Origin of the sequence: Sphingopyxis sp. QXT-31, assembly GCF_001984035.1 — a bacterium.
Lineage (GTDB): Bacteria > Pseudomonadota > Alphaproteobacteria > Sphingomonadales > Sphingomonadaceae > Sphingopyxis.
On sequence record NZ_CP019449.1, the window covers coordinates 1,784,789 to 1,800,589 of the forward strand.

The following is a 15,801-nucleotide window of genomic DNA, read 5'->3' on the forward strand; positions in this document are numbered from 1 at the left end:
GCGGCCTTAGCTCGCCTTTTTGCCCTCGTCTACAGGATGGAAGGTGTAGCTGAGGGTGATTTCCTGGATGTCGCGCGCGTCGGGATCGTCCATGATCGCAGGATCGACGAAGAACAGCACCGGCATGCGGATCTGCTGCCCGGGCTCGAGCTTTTGCTCGGTGAAGCAGAAGCACTGGATCTTGGTGAAATATTTGCCCGCCTGCGTCGGGGTGACGTTGAAGCTGGCGGTGCCGGTGACGGCATGCGCGGACTGATTCTCCGCAATGAAGATCGCCATGTCGCGCGCACCGACGCTGACCGTGTCGGTCGGATGCTCGGGCTGGAATTTCCACGGGAGGCCGGGCGAGACATTGGCGTCGAAGCGGATCGACATGGTGTTGCTGAGTATCCGCGGCGTCGCCGCGGCGGCGACGGGGTCGTAGCGCTGCGTCGTGCCGCCGAAGCCCGTCACGCGGCAGAAGAGATCGTAGAGCGGCACCGCGGCGAACCCCAGGCCGACCATCGAGAGCGCGAGCAGGCCCGCGAGGCTGGCGGTCTTCGCATTGGGGGATAGGCGCGCGATCACTGGAAGATCTGCATCTTGGCGATGGTGATCGCGAAGAACAGCACCGCGAGCCCGATCAGCAACACGCCCATCAGGTTCGCGCGGCTGCGCTGGCGGCGGCGATATTCGGCCTCGTCGAAGGGCTGCGGGGCGTCGGGTTTTTCGAGATCGGTCATAGCGGCCACCAATGGTCGGCGACGACGGCGCCGAAGAGGATGAAGAGATAGGCGATCGAGAAGGCGAAGAGGCGCTTTTCCGGGCGCATCATATCGCCCTCGCGCGTCGTGCGCGTGCCGACCTGGACTGACAGCGCGACGAATACCGCCGACAGCACGACCGCGGTCCAGCCGTAGAGCCCGCCGGTGTAACCGAGCGCCCAAGGCGCGATCGCGCCGATCGCCATGATGACCGCGTAGAAGAGAATCTGGCGCCGCGTCGAGGTCTCGCCCGCAACCACCGGCATCATCGGGATGCCCGCCGCAGCATAGTCCGAGCGCACGAACAGCGCGAGCGCCCAGAAATGCGGCGGGGTCCACAGGAAGATCAGCAGGAACAGCATGATCGGCAGCGGCGCGACGCTGCCCGTCGCGGCGACCCAGCCGATCAGCGGCGGAAAGGCCCCCGCCGCGCCGCCGATGACGATGTTCTGCGGCGTCCGGGGTTTCAGCCACATGGTGTAGACGAAGACGTAAAAGAGGATCGAGACGGCGAGCAGCAAGGTCGCCTGCCAGTTCGACGCGAAGAGCATCAGGAACAGCGAGAAAGCCGCGAGCCCGACGCCGAACTGCAGCGCGGTCTGCGGGTCGAGGCGGCCGGCGGGCAGCGGGCGCCCGGCGGTGCGCTTCATCTTGGCGTCCAGCCCCGCCTCATACCATTGGTTGAGCGCGCCCGAGGCCCCTGCCCCCAGCGCGATCGCGAGGATCGAAGAGAAAGCGAGCACCGGATGCACTTCGCCCGGCGCCGCCAGCAGCCCGCACAGCGCGGTGAACACCACCAGCGACATCACGCGCGGCTTGGTCAGCGCGAACAGGTCGCGCCAGTCGGCGGGAAGCGCCGTTTCGCCGTGGGTCAGGCTCTGCGCCATGTCTACTCCGGCCGGACGGGCAAAGCCCCCTGCCGGATGTCAGCAGGGGGCGATACCGATCAGGCGATACGCGGCAGTTCGTTGAACTGGTGGAACGGCGGCGGGCTCGGCAACGTCCATTCGAGCGTCGTCGCGCCTTCGCCCCACGGATTGTCGGCGGCCTTCTTGCCCGCGAACAGGGCCCAGCCGATATTCAGGAAGAAGAAGATCATGCCGACGCCCATGATCACATAGCCCCACGACGAAACGAGGTGCCAATAGGCATAGGCCTCCGCATAGTCGGGGTAGCGGCGCGGCATGCCCTGCTGGCCCAGGAAGTGCTGGGGGAAGAACAGGACGTTCACGCCGATGAAGAAGACCCAGAAGTGCAGCTGTCCGAGGAACTCGTTGTACATCCGGCCCGACATCTTCGGGAACCAGTAATAGAAGCCGGCGAAGAGCGAGAAGACCGCGCCCAGCGACAGCACGTAGTGGAAATGCGCGACGACATAATAGGTGTCGTGGAACGCGGTGTCGGCGCCCGCATTGGCGAGCACGACGCCGGTCACGCCGCCGACGGTGAACATGAAGATAAAGCCCATCGCCCAGACCATCGGGGTCTTGAAGCTGATCGAGCCGCCCCACATCGTCGCGATCCAGCTGAAAATCTTGATGCCCGTGGGGACCGCGATGACCATCGTCGCCGCGGTGAAGTACATCTTGAGGTTGACGCTCATACCGACGGTGAACATGTGGTGCGCCCACACGATGAAGCCGACGACGCCGATCGCGACCATGGCGTACGCCATGCCGAGATAGCCGAACACTGGCTTGCGGCTGAAGGTCGAGATGATCTGGCTGACGATGCCGAAGCCCGGCAGGATCATGATGTACACTTCGGGGTGGCCGAAGAACCAGAAGAGATGCTGGTAGAGCACCGGATCGCCGCCGCCCGTGGCATCGTAGAAGGTCGTGCCGAAATTGCGGTCGGTGAGCAGCATGGTGATCGCCGCGGCGAGCACCGGCAGCGCGAGCAGCAACAGGAAGGCGGTGACCAGGATCGACCACACGAACAGCGGCATCTTGTGCAGGGTCATGCCCGGCGCGCGCATGTTGAAGATGGTCGTGATGAAGTTGACCGCGCCGAGGATCGACGCCGCACCCGCGAGGTGAAGCGAGAAGATCGCCATGTCGACCGCGGGCCCTGCCGAGCCGCTGGTCGACAGCGGGGCATAGACCGTCCAGCCGGTGCCCGCGCCGAGCCCGCTGCCACCGGGGACGAAGCTCGACCCCAGAAGCATCACGAAGGCGACGAAGGTCAGCCAGAAGGAAACGTTGTTCATGCGCGGGAAGGCCATGTCGGGCGCGCCGATCATCAGCGGCACGAACCAGTTGCCGAAACCGCCGATCATCGCGGGCATGACCATGAAGAAGACCATGATCAGGCCGTGCGCGGTGATCAGCACGTTCCACAGATGCTTGCCCTGCACCTCGCCCGCGGCGGGGTCGAGGAAGGCGGCCCAGCCCTGGAGATACTGGATGCCCGGATGCGCCAGTTCGAGGCGCATCATGCCCGAGATCGCACCGCCGACGATGCCAGCAACGATCGCGAAGATCAGGTAGAGGGTGCCGATGTCCTTGTGGTTCGTGGACATGAACCAGCGGACGAAGAAGCCCGGCGTGTCGTGATCATGGTCGTCATGGGCATGATCATGACCATGCGCGGGTGCAGTTGCTGCGATATCGGTCATCTGTCGGACCCCTTAGATTATTTCTTGGCGGCCGGGGCAGCGGCGGGAGCCGCAGCCGGCGCTGCTTCGGTCGTGGCGGGCGCGGCGGTCGGAGCCGCGGCGGGCGTGGCAGCCGGCGCAGCGGCGGCAGGAGCCGGTGCGGCCGCGGCGGGCTTGGGCTTCGGATCGCCGCCCTTCGAGCGGACCCAGGCTTCCCACTTGTCGACGGGCAGCACTTCGACCGCGATCGGCATATAGCCGTGGTCGACGCCGCAAAGCTCCGAGCACTGGCCGTAATAGACGCCCACCTTGTTCGCGGTGAAGGTCGTCTCGTTGGCGCGGCCGGGGACCGCGTCCATCTTGGTCCAGAAGGCGGGGACCGCGAAGCTGTGGATCACGTCGGCGCCGGTGATGATCAGCTTCACCTCGCGCCCGACGGGGACGACCATGCGGTTGTCGACGGCGAGGTGATAGGGCTCGCCCGCGGCCTTCGCCTGTTCCTCGGTCAGGATCTTCGACACATATTCGGGGATATTCTCGTCGGGATAGGCATAGCCCCAATACCATTGATAGCCCGTGACCTTGATCGTCAGCGCTTCCTTCGACGGCGGTTCGTACTGCGCCGCGAGCAGGCGGATCGACGGCACCGCGATGACCGCGAGGATCAGCACCGGGATCGCGGTCCAGATGATTTCGATAAAGGTGTTGTGCGTGGTCTTCGACGGCACGGGGTTCGCCTTGGCGCGGTAGCGCGCGACGACCCAGAGCAGCAGGCCGAGGACGAAGAGCGTGATCACGGTGATCACCGGCAGCAGGATGATGTGGTTGAACCAATAGGCCTGCTCGCCGATCGGGCTGACCTGCGGCTGGAAATCGATCCCCGCGTCGATCGGCTGGCCGACGCCCGGAGTCGGCTTCATCGGCACATAGGTCGCGTCGCCCGTGGGCGCGGCGGCATCGGTCGTCGCCGCGGCCGGAGCCTGGGCCGTCGCGGCGGGCGTGGCCGGAGCCGGAGTCGCCGTGGTCGCCGCGACCGGGGCCGTGGCGGGTGCCGCCGCCGGCGCTGCCGCCTGGCCTGCGCCAGCCGCGCCGAGCGACAAAGCCGCCGCGATTAATGCCGCGATTACAGGGGTTTTCAAGCTCTTCATAAGGATAGTGCCGCCCGTTGCCTGTTGTTCTTTTACCGCCCAACCCATAGAAAAAACGGCCGGACATGCGTCGCGGCAGCCGTTCTGCGGGCTGAATCTTGCGGGCGCTATAGACCCGCTTGCCGCTTGCCTCAAGCATCTCTAACACTATTTTGCAGCGCGAGAAAAACCGCCGCTTTCACCCTGCCGGCCATCGCGGACGGCGCTCATGAAAAAAGACCGATTCTCCCATGACCGACGAAGAAATCCTGGCCGAATTCCGCGCCGCCGACGCGCTGCTGCAGGGGCATTTTCTGCTCTCCTCGGGTCGCCACAGCGAATATTACCTCCAGTGCGCGCGCGTGCTGATGGACACCGAGCGTGCCGGGCGCCTCGCCATCGCGCTCGCCGCCAAGCTGCCGCGCGAGCTTCGCCAAGCGATCGACATTGTCGTCTCGCCCGCGATGGGCGGCGTCATCATCGGCCACGAAATGGGCCGCGCACTCGGCAAACCCGCGATCTTCGTCGAGCGCCCGACGGGCACCTTCGAGCTGCGCCGCGGCTTCACGATTCCTCAGGGCGCGAAAGTGCTGATGGTCGAGGACGTCGTGACCACCGGCCTCTCGTCGCGCGAGGCGATGGCGTGCGTCGCCGAAACCGGCGGCGAAGTGATCGCCGAGGCCGCGCTCGTCGACCGCTCGGCGGGGAGCGTTGATCTCGGCGTTCCGTTCTACCCGCTCGTCGCGATCAACTTCCCGACCTATGCCGAGGACGAACTGCCGCCCGAACTCGCCAAGACCAAGGCGGTGAAGCCCGGGAGCCGCGCGAATTGAACGCCGAACGTTCCGCAGGGCGACTCCGCCTCGGGGTCAATATCGACCATGTCGCGACGATCCGCAACGCGCGCGGCGGCGAGCATCCCGATCCCGTGCGCGCGGCCGAGATCGTTGCGGCGGTCGGCGGCGACGGCATCACCGCGCATCTGCGCGAGGACCGGCGGCACATCCGCGACGACGACCTGGCGCGCATCCAGGCGGCGACCGACCTGCCGCTCAATCTCGAGATGGCGGCGACCGACGAGATGCTGGAGATTGCGCTGCGCCATATGCCGCACGCGGCGTGCATCGTCCCCGAGAAGCGCGAGGAGCGCACGACCGAGGGCGGGCTCGACGCCGCGGGGCAGCATAATCACCTCGCCCCCATCGTCGCGCGCCTGTCCGACGCGGGCATCCGCGTCAGCCTGTTCATCGAACCCGACCCGCGCCAGATCGAGGCCGCGATGCGGCTGCGCGCGCCCGTCGTCGAGTTCCACACCGGCCGCTATGCGCATGTCGAGGGCGAGGAACGCGCCGCCGAACTCCGCCGTATCGCCGACGCCGCGGCGCTCGCGTGGAAGAATGGCATCGAGCCGCACGCGGGGCATGGCCTGACCTATGACAATGTCGTGCCGATCGCGGCGATCCCGCAGCTCGCCGAGCTCAACATCGGCCATTATCTGATCGGCGAGGCGATCTTCACGGGACTCGACACCGCGGTGCGCCGGATGCGCGACCTGATGGACGAGGCGCGCGGGTGAGTTCGGCCGGACATACGCTTCTGATGATGTCGGGCGTGCTGAAGATCGGGGGCACGCTGTTGTGCGCGCTGCTGCTGGCGAAAGTCGGATGGGATTGGGCAAGCGGTCGCCAGGCGGAGATCCCGCCGGTCCTTCTCGTCGCGATCCCGGCAACTCTCGCCGCGCAGCTCGTCACCTGGGTCGCCTGGCGTTACGTCACGCGCCGCGAAACCGGAGATGGCGGCGCATGATCATCGGCCTCGGCTCCGACCTCTGCAATATCGAGCGCATCCAGAATTCGCTCGACCGTTTCGGCGAGCGCTTCGAGAAGCGCGTCTTCACCGAGGTCGAGCGCGCCAAGGCGGCGCGGCGGCCGTTCACGCGCGCGGGCACCTATGCCAAGCGCTTCGCGGCGAAGGAGGCCTTCTCCAAGGCCGTGGGCACGGGTTTCAAGCGCGGCGTGTTCATGAAAGACATCGGCGTCGTCAACGCCCCCTCGGGCGCGCCGACGCTGGCGCTGACGGGGGGCGCCGCCGAACGGCTCGCCACGATGATCCCCGCGGGGCACAAAGCGCATATCCATCTGACGCTGACCGACGACCATCCCTGGGCGCAGGCTTTCGTCATCATAGAGGCAATCAAGGACTGACATGGCGAAGACCAAGGACAAGGGCGAGGAAAGCTGGGGCAAGTTTATCCGCGACATCGCGGTGATCCTGCTGCTAGTGCTCGGCATCCACAGCTGCGCGGCGAAGCCTTTCTATATCCCGTCCGATTCGATGATGCCGGTGCTGCTGAGCGGCGACCGACTGCTGGTCAGCAAATATCCTTATGGCTGGTCCTATGCCTCGGTGAGCTTCCACCTCGCGCCTAAAATGGCGGGGCGTATCTTCGCAATGCTGCCCGAGCGCGGCGATATCGTCGTGCTCGAGCATCCGGTCGACCGCACCGACTATATCAAGCGCGTGATCGGCCTGCCCGGCGACACGATAGAGATGCGCGACGGCGCGCTGGTGCTGAACGGCACGCCGGTGAAGCGCGAAGTGCAGCCGATGATGGCGATCCCCGTCGATGCCAACACCCCCTCGTTCGACAGCAGCCTGAAAAGCCTCGTCCGTATCGACGCGCAGGGCCGCGAGATGCTCGAACTGCCGATCTACCGCGAGACGCTGCCCGGCGGCGCGTCCTACGACACGATCGACATGGGCGATTATGAGGTCGATCATTTCGGGCCGTACAAGGTGCCCGCGGGGCATTTGTTCCTGATGGGCGACAACCGCGACGGCAGCGCCGACAGCCGCGTCGCGGTCAGCCGCAAGGGGTTGGGCGGCGGCGTCCCCTTCGATGCGATCGCGGGGCGCGCCGAGTTCGTGACTTTCTCGACCGACGGCACCGCCGAATGGTACAACCCCATCAGCTGGTTCACCGCGCTGCGTTCGGGCCGCGCGGGAACCGATCTGACGCCGGAACGTAAGGGCAGCTAGCACAGGGGAGCAAAGCGCATGGCGGAGACCGACGCAAAAGCAAAGGTCAAGGCCTCCGCCGACGAGCCCGGCCCGACTGAAATACGCAGCTACGCCGTTCGCACCGAATTGACAAAGGCCGGGGTCTGGCTCGGCCTCGCTCTGCTCATCGGCGCGTGCATCGTTCTGATCCAGCCGATCCTCCTGATCTTCGCGGGCATCGTCGTCGCGGCGATGCTCGACGGCGGCACGCGGCTGCTCGGGCGCGTCCTGCCGATCGCGCGCGGCTGGCGGCTGCTGATCGTCTGCCTGCTGCTCGTCGCCTTCCTGGCCTGGACAATGCTGTTCGCGGGCTCGCAAATCGCCGACCAGGTCGCGACCTTCCAGCGCGTCGTGATGGCGCAGATCGAACGGTTGGCAACCTGGGCGAGCGAGCATGGCATGGGCAATTTCCAGCTCGACGCCAAGACGATCTCCGACAATCTGGCGGGCACCGTCGGGCGCGTCACCGCGGCGGTAGGCTCGGTCGTCGGCGCGCTGACCAGCGCGGTGATGATCGTCGTGCTCGGCATCTTCATCGCGATCGAGCCCCGGCTCTACGAGCGCGGGGTCGCGTGGATGCTGCCGATGAAGAGCCGCGAGAATTTCTACATCACCACCGCGCGCATGGGCTTCACCCTGCGCCGGCTGATGGCGGGTCGCCTGCTCGGCATGGCGGTCGAGGGTGTCGGCACCTGGCTCGCCTGCCTCGCCTTCGGGGTACCGATGGCGGCGCTGATGGGGCTGCTGACCGGGCTGCTCGCCTTCATCCCCAATATCGGCGCGATCGTATCAGGGGTGTTACTGATACTCGTCGGCTTTTCGGCGGGGACCGATACCGGGATCGCCGCGATCGTCATCTATCTCGTCGTCCAGACGGTCGACGGCTATCTGATCGTGCCGATGGTGGCAAAGCGCACCGTCGACCTCGCCCCCGCGCTGGTTCTCGGCGCGCAGATATTGCTCGGTGCGCTGCTCGGGGTCATGGGCCTCGCGCTCGCCGACCCGATCGTCGCGATGATCAAGGTCGCGCTCGAGCGCGAGGCCGAGCGCAACGCGGGCGCTGGGGGTAAGGCGAAGCCCGGCGCATAGTCGACTATATCGCGACGTCGGGTTGCGGGCGGTTGCTGCCGTTCGCAGGGTTATGCTCTCTCCCCTTGAGGGGAGAGATACGCAGGCTTGGCAGCCTGCTGCCTAGCCGGAGTTGAGAGGGGTTTCCGACCGCCAGAGGCGTCCAAGCACCCCTCTCCAAGCTTCGCTAGCTCCTGACGGAGCAAGCTGCGCTATCCTCTCCCCTCAAGGGGAGAGGGCTTTACGGCAGCTTCCCACCCCAAGGCCGCCATAAACCCTTGCGCCACAAAAAAGACCGGCGCCGGAGGCCCGGCGCCGTCTTCATGAAATCGTCGATAGGCCTCAGGGCTGCGGCGGGACCTCGCCCGGCGGCGGGGCGCCCGGACCACCGGGAGCGCCGCCCTGCATCTGCTGCATCATCTGTTGCTGCTGCATCATCTGCTGCTGCATCGCGCGGACTTCGGCCTCGGTGCGGAAATCGAGCAGTTCGACCTCGAAATTCAGCGTGCTGTTCGCGGGGATTGGCCCGGTCGCCTTGTCGCCGTAACCGAGCGCGGGCGGGATGGTGATCTTGTACTTGCCGCCCTTCTTCATGCGGACGAGCGCCTGCGAGAAACCGGGGACGACCTGCGACACCTGCATCGGCGCCTGTTCGTTGGCGTCGAAGACGGTGCCGTCGTCGAGCTTGCCCTGATATTTGACGAGCACGACGTCGGCCTTGGTCGGGCTGAGGCCGGTGCCTTCCTTGACGACTTCGAAGCCGATGCGCGGGGTCGATTTGACCGCAAAGCCGATCGCGACCGCGATCAGCGCGGCGACGCCGAACCACATCAGCCACAACCCGCCCTTGCTCACCGGACGCAATGGAACCGTCGTCACGCTCATCGTCTGATCCTTCCCCTGCCCCCCAAGGAGCAAAAATGTTGCGCCCGCCTATAGGCGTGGCGGCAAGGGGCGGTCCAGAGGGAAGTTCGCGGGGGTGATGGAGCGGTGAGTGGGTCTGGGGTGGAAACAAGACGATCCTCCCCACTTGTGGGGAGGTGGCAGCGCGAAGCGCTGACGGAGGGGGGTGGCGTCCTCAAGCGGCGCTTCAGGCCGATAGCCCCCTCCACCACCCGCTTCGCGGGCGGTCCCCCTCCCCGCAAGCGGCGGGATCTTCATGTGGCGTGCCGCCCGAAACCAGCCTCCCCCTCGCCGGAAACGAAAAAGGGCGCCGCGTTGCCGCAGCGCCCCTTTCACGATCAGGATCCCGAACGGGAGTGACGGGTCTTACTTGATCCCGTCGCGCTCCATCCGCTTGCGCTCCATCTTGCGGGCGCGGCGGACGGCGGCGGCGTGTTCGCGCGCGCGCTTTTCGCTCGGCTTCTCGTAGTGACGGCGCAGCTTCATCTCGCGATACACGCCCTCACGCTGCAGCTTCTTCTTGAGCGCGCGAAGGGCCTGGTCGACATTATTGTCGCGAACGATGATCTGCATAAACTGTCTCGACTCCTGTTCGTCAAAACGACCCTGACCGGGAGCTATCCGGTTCGCCATGGGTCGCCGATATTCGGGCAATAAAAAGAGCGCCGCGAACCCGCGACGTTCCGATGGAGCGCCACTAAAGGGATTCGCGGCCAAATGCAAGCCCCTGCGCGCCCGCAGGGGCCGAAAACATGGCTATTGGTTGCCGCGGCGCCGCGTGTCGGGCACCTCGGGGCCCGCGGCCGGTTGTTGCGTGGCGAGCGGCATCGGCGAGATCGCGACGCCGAACAACCGCCATTTGCCGTTGTACCACTGGAATTCGAAGTCGAAAGCGACCGCGGTCGGGCGCAGCCCGAAGCTGCCGCGCACGCGCAGCACATTGCCCTGCCCCACCTGCGGCGCGCCATTGTAGACCGGCGCGAGCAGCAGGCTGTTCGACAGGTCGACGCGATTGTCGCGCAGCGAGGCGAAGATCTGCGCCAGCCGCGACGGATCGTTGGCGATCTGGAACGCCGGCGAGCTGATATCGCGCAGCACCGAATAATTGCCCGACTGGTTGGCGTGGTCGATCGCAGTGATCGTCGACCAGATCAGCTTGGCGAGCTCGAGGTCGCCCGGCACGGGCATCGCCGCAACGGGCGGCGGCGCGGCGGCCCCCGTCTGCGCCTGCGCCGGTGAGGCGATCGCCAGCAGCGCGGCGGACAAAGAAAAAGCGGCCGCTTTCGCGCCGCGTCTCGAAGGGATGATGCTGTCCATAAAATCCATCATGAAAGGGCGATGCTCCCTTGGCAAGGAAGCATCGCCCGATTTCATCAAAGGCTTACCAGACGACCTGGAAGCCGCCGCGTGCGCCGATCTCGCCCGAGTCGAAGCCCGCGCCGACGCCGGCCGAGAAGGTGGCCTTCTCGCTGATCCGCGCGGTCATCGCGACCGAGCCGGCGGTGCGGTCGTTGTAATAGCCGATGCCGCCCGACAGGCCGAACTTCGCGTCGGCGGGCAGCGACGGGGTTTCCATCGACAGCGCCAGCGCGACGCCCTCGTTGGCGAGGCGCGCCTGGCGGCGGTTCTCGTCCGACTGCGCGAACAGCGTGCCGATCTGGCTCGTATGCTGCGCGGTCAGCGTCTGCAGCGCCGAGACATTGGCGTTGGTCGCGGCGAGTGCCGAGGCCGTTGCCAGGCTCGCGACCGTCGGGCCCGCGCCCAGCGTGCCCGACGCATCGACGGTGGCGACGCTGATCGTCCCCGTCTGCGCGGCGGTGCTGGCGGCGATGTCGCCGACCGACACGCTGCTACCGGCGCCGCCTAGGCGGACCTGGTTGGCGCGGGTCGTGGTGGCGCCGAAGCCGATCGCGGTCGAATTGTCGAACGCCGCGACCGAATTCTTGCCGACCGCGGTCGACTGGATGCCGGTCGCCTGCGCTTGGTGGCCAGCCGCGAGGCTGAGGTTACCCGAAGCGACAGCCTGCCAGCCGAACGCCTGCGCGCCGCGACCCGAAGCAACCGATTCGGCGCCCACGGCGGTCGAATGGAAGCCCGAGGCGTTGGCGAGCTGGCCGACGGCGACGGCATCCTCGTCGGTCGCGCTGGCGCTCTGCCCGATCGCGGTCGAGGTCGTGCCAGTTGCGACCGAATCGCTGCCATAGGCCGCGCTCTGCGCCACGGCCGTTGCGCCCACGCCCGTCGCCACGCCGCGATTGCCGGTTGCCGAGGCGCCTTCGCCGATGGCGATCGCCTGATCGGCCGCATTGGCGATCCGGCCGATGGCGACGCCGCCGGCGGCTGCCGTGGCATTGGTGCCCACCGCCGTGGCGTCGACGGCAGCCGTCGCAAAGTTACCGACCGCCGTCGCATTGTCGCCCGTGGCGCTGGAGCTCTTGCCGACCGCGGTCGACTGAATGCCGGTGGCGCTCGCCTGATGGCCGAGCGCGGTGCTGAGGTTGCCGGTCGCCGACGATTGCCAGCCGAAGGCCTGCGCACCGCGGCCCGAGGCGACCGCTTCGCCGCCGACGGCGGTCGAGTGGAAGCCGCTTGCCGTGGCGTTATCACCGATTGCGACCGCGTCTTCGTCGGTGGCGGTCGACAGGTTGCCGATGGCCGTGCTGGTCGTACCACTGGCCAACGCTAAAGCACCGACTGCCGTCGAGTTGGCGCCGCTTGCCAGAGCGGCGGTCCCGGCTGCCAGGGCGTTGTCGGCGCTGGCCGTCGAGGAAACGCCGATAGCGACACCGTTTGCCGCCGAGACCGTGTTGAAGGCACCGAGCGCGGCGCCGAACGCACCATCCGCCGTCACCGTATTATTGTTACCAACGGCGGTCGCCCCGGTTGCCCCGGCCTCCACCTGGCTTCCCGTCCCAAGCGCGGTGCTGAAACCCGCTGCCGCGATCACCGGCCGCGACGCCACGCCCCCGCTGCCGAGCGCGGTCGACGAGCGGCCGCTGGCAACCGCCGCGTCACCGACGGCAACCGCGTGCGTGTTCGATGCCTGGCTTTGCACGCCAACGGCAATGGCGCGCGTATCGGTCGCGTTCGCCAGATAGCCGAGCGCCGTGGAGGATGCGCCCGATGCGGTCGCCGTCGAGCCGACCGCGGTCGATCCGCTGGCATTGGACTGCGCATTGGCGCCGACCGCGGTCGAATTATTGCCCTGGACCAGCGTGTTCGGACCGCAGGCGAGCTGCGAGTCGTTCGACGAGATCGCGCCGCCGTCGGTATCGCCGGCATCGGCGACGCCATTGTTGTTGGTGTCGAGAATACACTCGGCCGCCTGCGCAGGCGTAGCCGAAAAGGCCGAATAGGCCGCCAACGCCATTACCGACGCGGACAGTTTCACCATGGTACGCATTGTTTCTCACTCCCCAAAAACACGAGCAGCGGAATGGCCGCACCGTGCAATTCGATGCGCTGCAACCAGCATGAGGGGATGGCCGGGTCGGACCACACGCACACATCCAGGCGGACATCATCGTCTCTTTCGGACGAATGGAAGCCCCGCAGCTCGACCCTGATTCGAAGCCTGACCGTTAACGCCAGGTCCGTCAACGTTTTATCGCTTTTGTTAACCAGTTGGCCGCAGCCGCCCGCGGGATTGTGCACGCGCCCCCCGCTGTGGCATAGGTGGCACAACGAAACCGACTGCGAAGAGGATAAGGCGAATGGCGACCCAGCTGAAGCGCAACAGCAAATATAGCGAAGCCGAATGGACGGCGCGGCAGGAACTGGCCGCCTGCTACCGCATCTTCGCGATGATGGGCTGGGACGAGATGATCTTCAACCATATCACGGTGAAGCTGGAGGATCAGGAAGGGGCCTTTCTGATCAACCCCTATGGCATGCATTTCAGCGAGGTAACCGCGTCGAGTCTGATCAAGATCGACATCGACGGCAACAAGCTGGACGAGGACAATCCCTGGCACGTCAACAAGGCGGGCTTTGTCCAGCACAGCCTGTTCCACCGCGTCTTGCCCGATGCGCATGCGATCATCCACACGCACACCACCGCGACGATGGCGGTGTGCGGGCTCGAGGGCGGGCTGCAGCCGACCAATTTCTATGCCTGCAACTTCATGGGCCAGCTCGCCTATCACGACTTCGAGGGCGTGACGGTGCGCGAGGAAGAAGGCGAACGGCTGGTCGAGCATCTGGGCAACAAGCGCATCCTGATGCTGCGCAACCACGGCCCCGTGGTGATGGGCAAGTCGCTCTCCGACGCCTTCATCAAATATTGGGCGCTGCAGCGCGCGTGCGAGATCCAGCTCGCGACGATGAGCATGGGCAAGCCGATCCTGGTCGATGAAGAGGTGATCAAGGTCCACCAGCGCGACCTGTATATGGCGGCGATCCCAGGCCAGTCGGGCAAGGCCGAATTCGATGCGATGGTTCGCAAGGTCGACAAGATCGACACGAGTTGGCGTGACTAATCGGACTTCCTTCGGGGATAGGGCGACGTTGATAAATAGGGACAGTCCCTATTTGATCGGGCGCGCCGGTTGCCATTCGAAGCAACATTGGGAATTAAATAGGGACTGTCCCTATTTATCGGTCCTTGCATGACGCGCTTTTCGGTCAACGACCGCCCGATCGAATATCGGATGGATCCCGAAACGCCCCTCCTGTGGGCGCTGCGCGATGCGTCGAACCTGACCGGCACCAAATATGGCTGCGGCACCGGCGACTGCGGCGCGTGCACCGTCGATATCGACGGCGAGGCGATCCGCAGTTGCCTGGTCACGATTGCCGAATGCGAGGGCCGCTTCGTCACCACGATCGAGGGGCTGACGCGCGACCGCAGCCACCCGGTGCAGCAGGCGTGGGTGGCAGAGCAAGTGCCGCAATGCGGTTTCTGTCAGTCGGGAATGATCATGGCCGCGGCCGCCTTGCTGCGCACCAACAGCAACCCCAGCGATGCCGAGATCGACGCGGCGATGACCAACATCTGCCGCTGCGGCACTTATCCGCGCATCCGCGGGGCGATCAAGCGCGCCGGGCGCGTGCTGCGCGGCGAGGAGCGCATCGCCGCCGCGCCGCCGCCGGGCATCCGGCCGCAGGATGCCGCGGGGGCGGTGCCCGCGATGCGCGCGCCGCCGGAACGCTGAACGCCCTCGCCCGTTCATCTAGCTGAACCACAGGCAACAGCGCGGTCAGCGATGACTCATCTTGCCACCCGTAAATATCGGTTCATCTTCCCGGTCGGCCGTCCGCCGCCCAAGGGAAACCGAGGAGTAAGGCAAGATGAAGAAGTTTATCGGAGGACTGCTGATCGCCGCAACCATGCTGACCCCGGTTGCGCCGGTGTTCGCGCAGGCGCGCGAAGGCCAGCAACTGGCACAGCGCGGCGACGGTGATCGCGGCAATCGCGGTGGCAACCGCGGCAGCACCAACCGTGGCGGGGGTGGCGACCGTGGTCAGCGCCCGCAGGCGCAACGTCCGCAGCAGCCGCAGGTGCAGCGCCAGCAGGTGCAGCGTCAGCGCGATGCCGCACCGCGCCCGCAACAGGCACCGCAGCGCCGCGACTGGTCGCTAAACCGCGACCGCGGCAACGCGCAGGTGCAGCGTCAGCAGGTCCAGCGCCAGCAGTGGCAGGGCCAGCGCCAGCAGGCGCAGCGTCAGGGCGGCAACGTCTATGATCGCAATCGCAACGGTCAGATCGACCGCCGCTGGGACCGCAACCGCAATGGTCAGGTCGATCGGCGCTATGACCGTAACGACAACAACCGCGTCGACCGGCGTTACGACCGCAATCGCAACGGCGACCTCGACCGCCGCTGGGATCGCAACAACAACAATCGCATCGACCAGCGCGATCCCCGCTATGACCGCAATCGCGATGGCCAGATCGACCGGCGTTACGACCGCAACGACAACAATCGCGTCGACCGCCGCTATCGCGACAACGACCGGCGGAACAACTGGAACCGCGAATGGCGCGGCGACCGTCGCTACGACTGGCGCAGCTACCGCGACCGGAACCGGAGCTATTACCGCCTGCCGCGCTATTACAATCCGTATCGCAACCGCGGCTACACGCGCTTCAGCATCGGCTTCACCTTGGGCTCGCTGTTCTACAGCCAGCGCTACTGGATCAACGATCCCTGGTACTACCGCCTGCCGCCCGCCGACGGGGGGTATCGCTGGGTACGCTATTACAACGACGCGCTGCTCGTCGACACCTACAGCGGCGAAGTGGTCGACGTGATCCACGATTTCTTCTGGTAATATTCCTTTCGGTTATCAGACGACAAACTGA

General features: G+C 66.1%; 18 protein-coding genes. 9 read left to right on the forward strand and 9 right to left on the reverse strand.

Annotated features, from left to right (window positions below; genetic code table 11):
* Positions 1–6 precede the first annotated feature (6 nt).
* Genes BWQ93_RS08595 through coxB form a run of 5 tightly spaced genes read right to left on the reverse strand, consistent with a single transcriptional unit; the run spans position 7 to position 4,487 of the window.
* Positions 7–567 (reverse strand): cytochrome c oxidase assembly protein, encoded by a 561-nt coding sequence (locus BWQ93_RS08595; protein WP_077030184.1) that lies wholly within the window; start codon positions 565–567, stop codon positions 7–9.
* Entirely contained in the window at positions 564–722 is a 159-nt protein-coding gene (locus tag BWQ93_RS21105) for a hypothetical protein (RefSeq protein WP_198040503.1), read from the reverse strand. The genes BWQ93_RS08595 and BWQ93_RS21105 overlap by 4 nt, the downstream gene beginning before the upstream one ends.
* Positions 719–1,630 (reverse strand): heme o synthase, encoded by a 912-nt coding sequence (locus BWQ93_RS08600; RefSeq protein WP_077030185.1) that lies wholly within the window; start codon positions 1,628–1,630, stop codon positions 719–721. The genes BWQ93_RS21105 and BWQ93_RS08600 overlap by 4 nt, the downstream gene beginning before the upstream one ends.
* 59 nt (positions 1,631–1,689) lie before the next feature.
* Complete coding sequence (gene ctaD, locus BWQ93_RS08605; RefSeq protein ID WP_058806818.1) at positions 1,690–3,360, reverse strand: cytochrome c oxidase subunit I; 1,671 nt, start codon at positions 3,358–3,360, stop codon at positions 1,690–1,692.
* Between the two features lie 17 nt (positions 3,361–3,377).
* Positions 3,378–4,487: a cytochrome c oxidase subunit II gene (gene coxB / locus BWQ93_RS08610; RefSeq protein WP_077030186.1), complete on the reverse strand. Its 1,110-nt coding sequence runs from the start codon at positions 4,485–4,487 to the stop codon at positions 3,378–3,380.
* 230 nt (positions 4,488–4,717) lie between these two features.
* On the opposite strand from coxB, the gene pyrE reads away from it, so the two are divergent.
* The 6 genes from pyrE to BWQ93_RS08640 are packed head-to-tail and all read left to right on the forward strand — an operon-like array spanning position 4,718 to position 8,615.
* Positions 4,718–5,299, forward strand: a complete 582-nt coding sequence (pyrE, locus tag BWQ93_RS08615; protein WP_077030187.1) for an orotate phosphoribosyltransferase — start codon at positions 4,718–4,720, stop codon at positions 5,297–5,299.
* Positions 5,296–6,042, forward strand: a complete 747-nt coding sequence (locus tag BWQ93_RS08620) for a pyridoxine 5'-phosphate synthase (RefSeq protein WP_077030188.1) — start codon at positions 5,296–5,298, stop codon at positions 6,040–6,042. The genes pyrE and BWQ93_RS08620 overlap by 4 nt, the downstream gene beginning before the upstream one ends.
* A gap of 23 nt (positions 6,043–6,065) precedes the next feature.
* Complete coding sequence (locus BWQ93_RS08625) at positions 6,066–6,272, forward strand: hypothetical protein (RefSeq protein ID WP_077030189.1); 207 nt, start codon at positions 6,066–6,068, stop codon at positions 6,270–6,272.
* On the forward strand, positions 6,269–6,670 hold the full coding sequence (acpS, locus tag BWQ93_RS08630) for a holo-ACP synthase (RefSeq protein WP_077030190.1): 402 nt from the start codon (positions 6,269–6,271) through the stop codon (positions 6,668–6,670). Before BWQ93_RS08625 ends, acpS begins: the two co-directional genes overlap by 4 nt.
* 1 nt (position 6,671) lies before the next feature.
* Complete coding sequence (gene lepB / locus BWQ93_RS08635; protein WP_077030191.1) at positions 6,672–7,505, forward strand: signal peptidase I; 834 nt, start codon at positions 6,672–6,674, stop codon at positions 7,503–7,505.
* Positions 7,506–7,523: 18 nt separating this feature from the next.
* Positions 7,524–8,615 carry an AI-2E family transporter gene (locus tag BWQ93_RS08640; protein WP_077030192.1) on the forward strand — a complete coding sequence of 364 codons (1,092 nt, stop codon included), beginning with the start codon at positions 7,524–7,526 and terminating at the stop codon, positions 8,613–8,615.
* A 321-nt stretch (positions 8,616–8,936) separates the two neighbouring features.
* On the opposite strand, the gene BWQ93_RS08645 is transcribed toward BWQ93_RS08640, so the two are convergent.
* From BWQ93_RS08645 to BWQ93_RS08660, 4 genes are all read right to left on the reverse strand, one after another.
* Positions 8,937–9,479 (reverse strand): FKBP-type peptidyl-prolyl cis-trans isomerase, encoded by a 543-nt coding sequence (locus BWQ93_RS08645; RefSeq protein WP_077030193.1) that lies wholly within the window; start codon positions 9,477–9,479, stop codon positions 8,937–8,939.
* Between the two features lie 384 nt (positions 9,480–9,863).
* Positions 9,864–10,070 carry a 30S ribosomal protein S21 gene (rpsU, locus tag BWQ93_RS08650; RefSeq protein WP_037510267.1) on the reverse strand — a complete coding sequence of 69 codons (207 nt, stop codon included), beginning with the start codon at positions 10,068–10,070 and terminating at the stop codon, positions 9,864–9,866.
* A gap of 183 nt (positions 10,071–10,253) precedes the next feature.
* Complete coding sequence (locus BWQ93_RS08655; protein ID WP_232314772.1) at positions 10,254–10,826, reverse strand: hypothetical protein; 573 nt, start codon at positions 10,824–10,826, stop codon at positions 10,254–10,256.
* A gap of 52 nt (positions 10,827–10,878) precedes the next feature.
* Positions 10,879–12,891, reverse strand: a complete 2,013-nt coding sequence (locus BWQ93_RS08660) for a YadA family autotransporter adhesin (RefSeq protein WP_198040504.1) — start codon at positions 12,889–12,891, stop codon at positions 10,879–10,881.
* A gap of 319 nt (positions 12,892–13,210) precedes the next feature.
* Here BWQ93_RS08660 and BWQ93_RS08665 point away from each other — a divergent pair, with 319 nt between their 5' ends.
* From BWQ93_RS08665 to BWQ93_RS08675, 3 genes are all read left to right on the forward strand, one after another.
* Complete coding sequence (locus tag BWQ93_RS08665; protein WP_054729410.1) at positions 13,211–13,975, forward strand: class II aldolase/adducin family protein; 765 nt, start codon at positions 13,211–13,213, stop codon at positions 13,973–13,975.
* A 129-nt stretch (positions 13,976–14,104) separates the two neighbouring features.
* Complete coding sequence (locus BWQ93_RS08670) at positions 14,105–14,650, forward strand: (2Fe-2S)-binding protein (RefSeq protein WP_077030196.1); 546 nt, start codon at positions 14,105–14,107, stop codon at positions 14,648–14,650.
* Positions 14,651–14,786: 136 nt separating this feature from the next.
* Entirely contained in the window at positions 14,787–15,770 is a 984-nt protein-coding gene (locus BWQ93_RS08675) for an RcnB family protein (RefSeq protein ID WP_077030197.1), read from the forward strand.
* The last annotated feature ends 31 nt before the right edge of the window (positions 15,771–15,801 follow it).

Bases quoted from the DNA above. Each gene is read 5' to 3' on its own strand.
- BWQ93_RS21105 (WP_198040503.1), bottom strand. From the start codon at position 722: ATGACCGATCTCGAAAAACCCGACGCCCCGCAGCCCTTCGACGAGGCC.
- BWQ93_RS08600 (WP_077030185.1), bottom strand. From the start codon at position 1,630: ATGGCGCAGAGCCTGACCCACGGCGAAACGGCGCTTCCCGCCGACTGG.
- ctaD (WP_058806818.1), bottom strand. From the start codon at position 3,360: ATGACCGATATCGCAGCAACTGCACCCGCGCATGGTCATGATCATGCC.
- coxB (WP_077030186.1), bottom strand. From the start codon at position 4,487: ATGAAGAGCTTGAAAACCCCTGTAATCGCGGCATTAATCGCGGCGGCT.
- pyrE (WP_077030187.1), top strand. From the start codon at position 4,718: ATGACCGACGAAGAAATCCTGGCCGAATTCCGCGCCGCCGACGCGCTG.
- BWQ93_RS08625 (WP_077030189.1), top strand. From the start codon at position 6,066: ATGATGTCGGGCGTGCTGAAGATCGGGGGCACGCTGTTGTGCGCGCTG.
- acpS (WP_077030190.1), top strand. From the start codon at position 6,269: ATGATCATCGGCCTCGGCTCCGACCTCTGCAATATCGAGCGCATCCAG.
- lepB (WP_077030191.1), top strand. From the start codon at position 6,672: ATGGCGAAGACCAAGGACAAGGGCGAGGAAAGCTGGGGCAAGTTTATC.
- BWQ93_RS08640 (WP_077030192.1), top strand. From the start codon at position 7,524: ATGGCGGAGACCGACGCAAAAGCAAAGGTCAAGGCCTCCGCCGACGAG.
- BWQ93_RS08645 (WP_077030193.1), bottom strand. From the start codon at position 9,479: ATGAGCGTGACGACGGTTCCATTGCGTCCGGTGAGCAAGGGCGGGTTG.
- rpsU (WP_037510267.1), bottom strand. From the start codon at position 10,070: ATGCAGATCATCGTTCGCGACAATAATGTCGACCAGGCCCTTCGCGCG.
- BWQ93_RS08655 (WP_232314772.1), bottom strand. From the start codon at position 10,826: ATGATGGATTTTATGGACAGCATCATCCCTTCGAGACGCGGCGCGAAA.
- BWQ93_RS08660 (WP_198040504.1), bottom strand. From the start codon at position 12,891: ATGGTGAAACTGTCCGCGTCGGTAATGGCGTTGGCGGCCTATTCGGCC.
- BWQ93_RS08665 (WP_054729410.1), top strand. From the start codon at position 13,211: ATGGCGACCCAGCTGAAGCGCAACAGCAAATATAGCGAAGCCGAATGG.
- BWQ93_RS08670 (WP_077030196.1), top strand. From the start codon at position 14,105: ATGACGCGCTTTTCGGTCAACGACCGCCCGATCGAATATCGGATGGAT.
- BWQ93_RS08675 (WP_077030197.1), top strand. From the start codon at position 14,787: ATGAAGAAGTTTATCGGAGGACTGCTGATCGCCGCAACCATGCTGACC.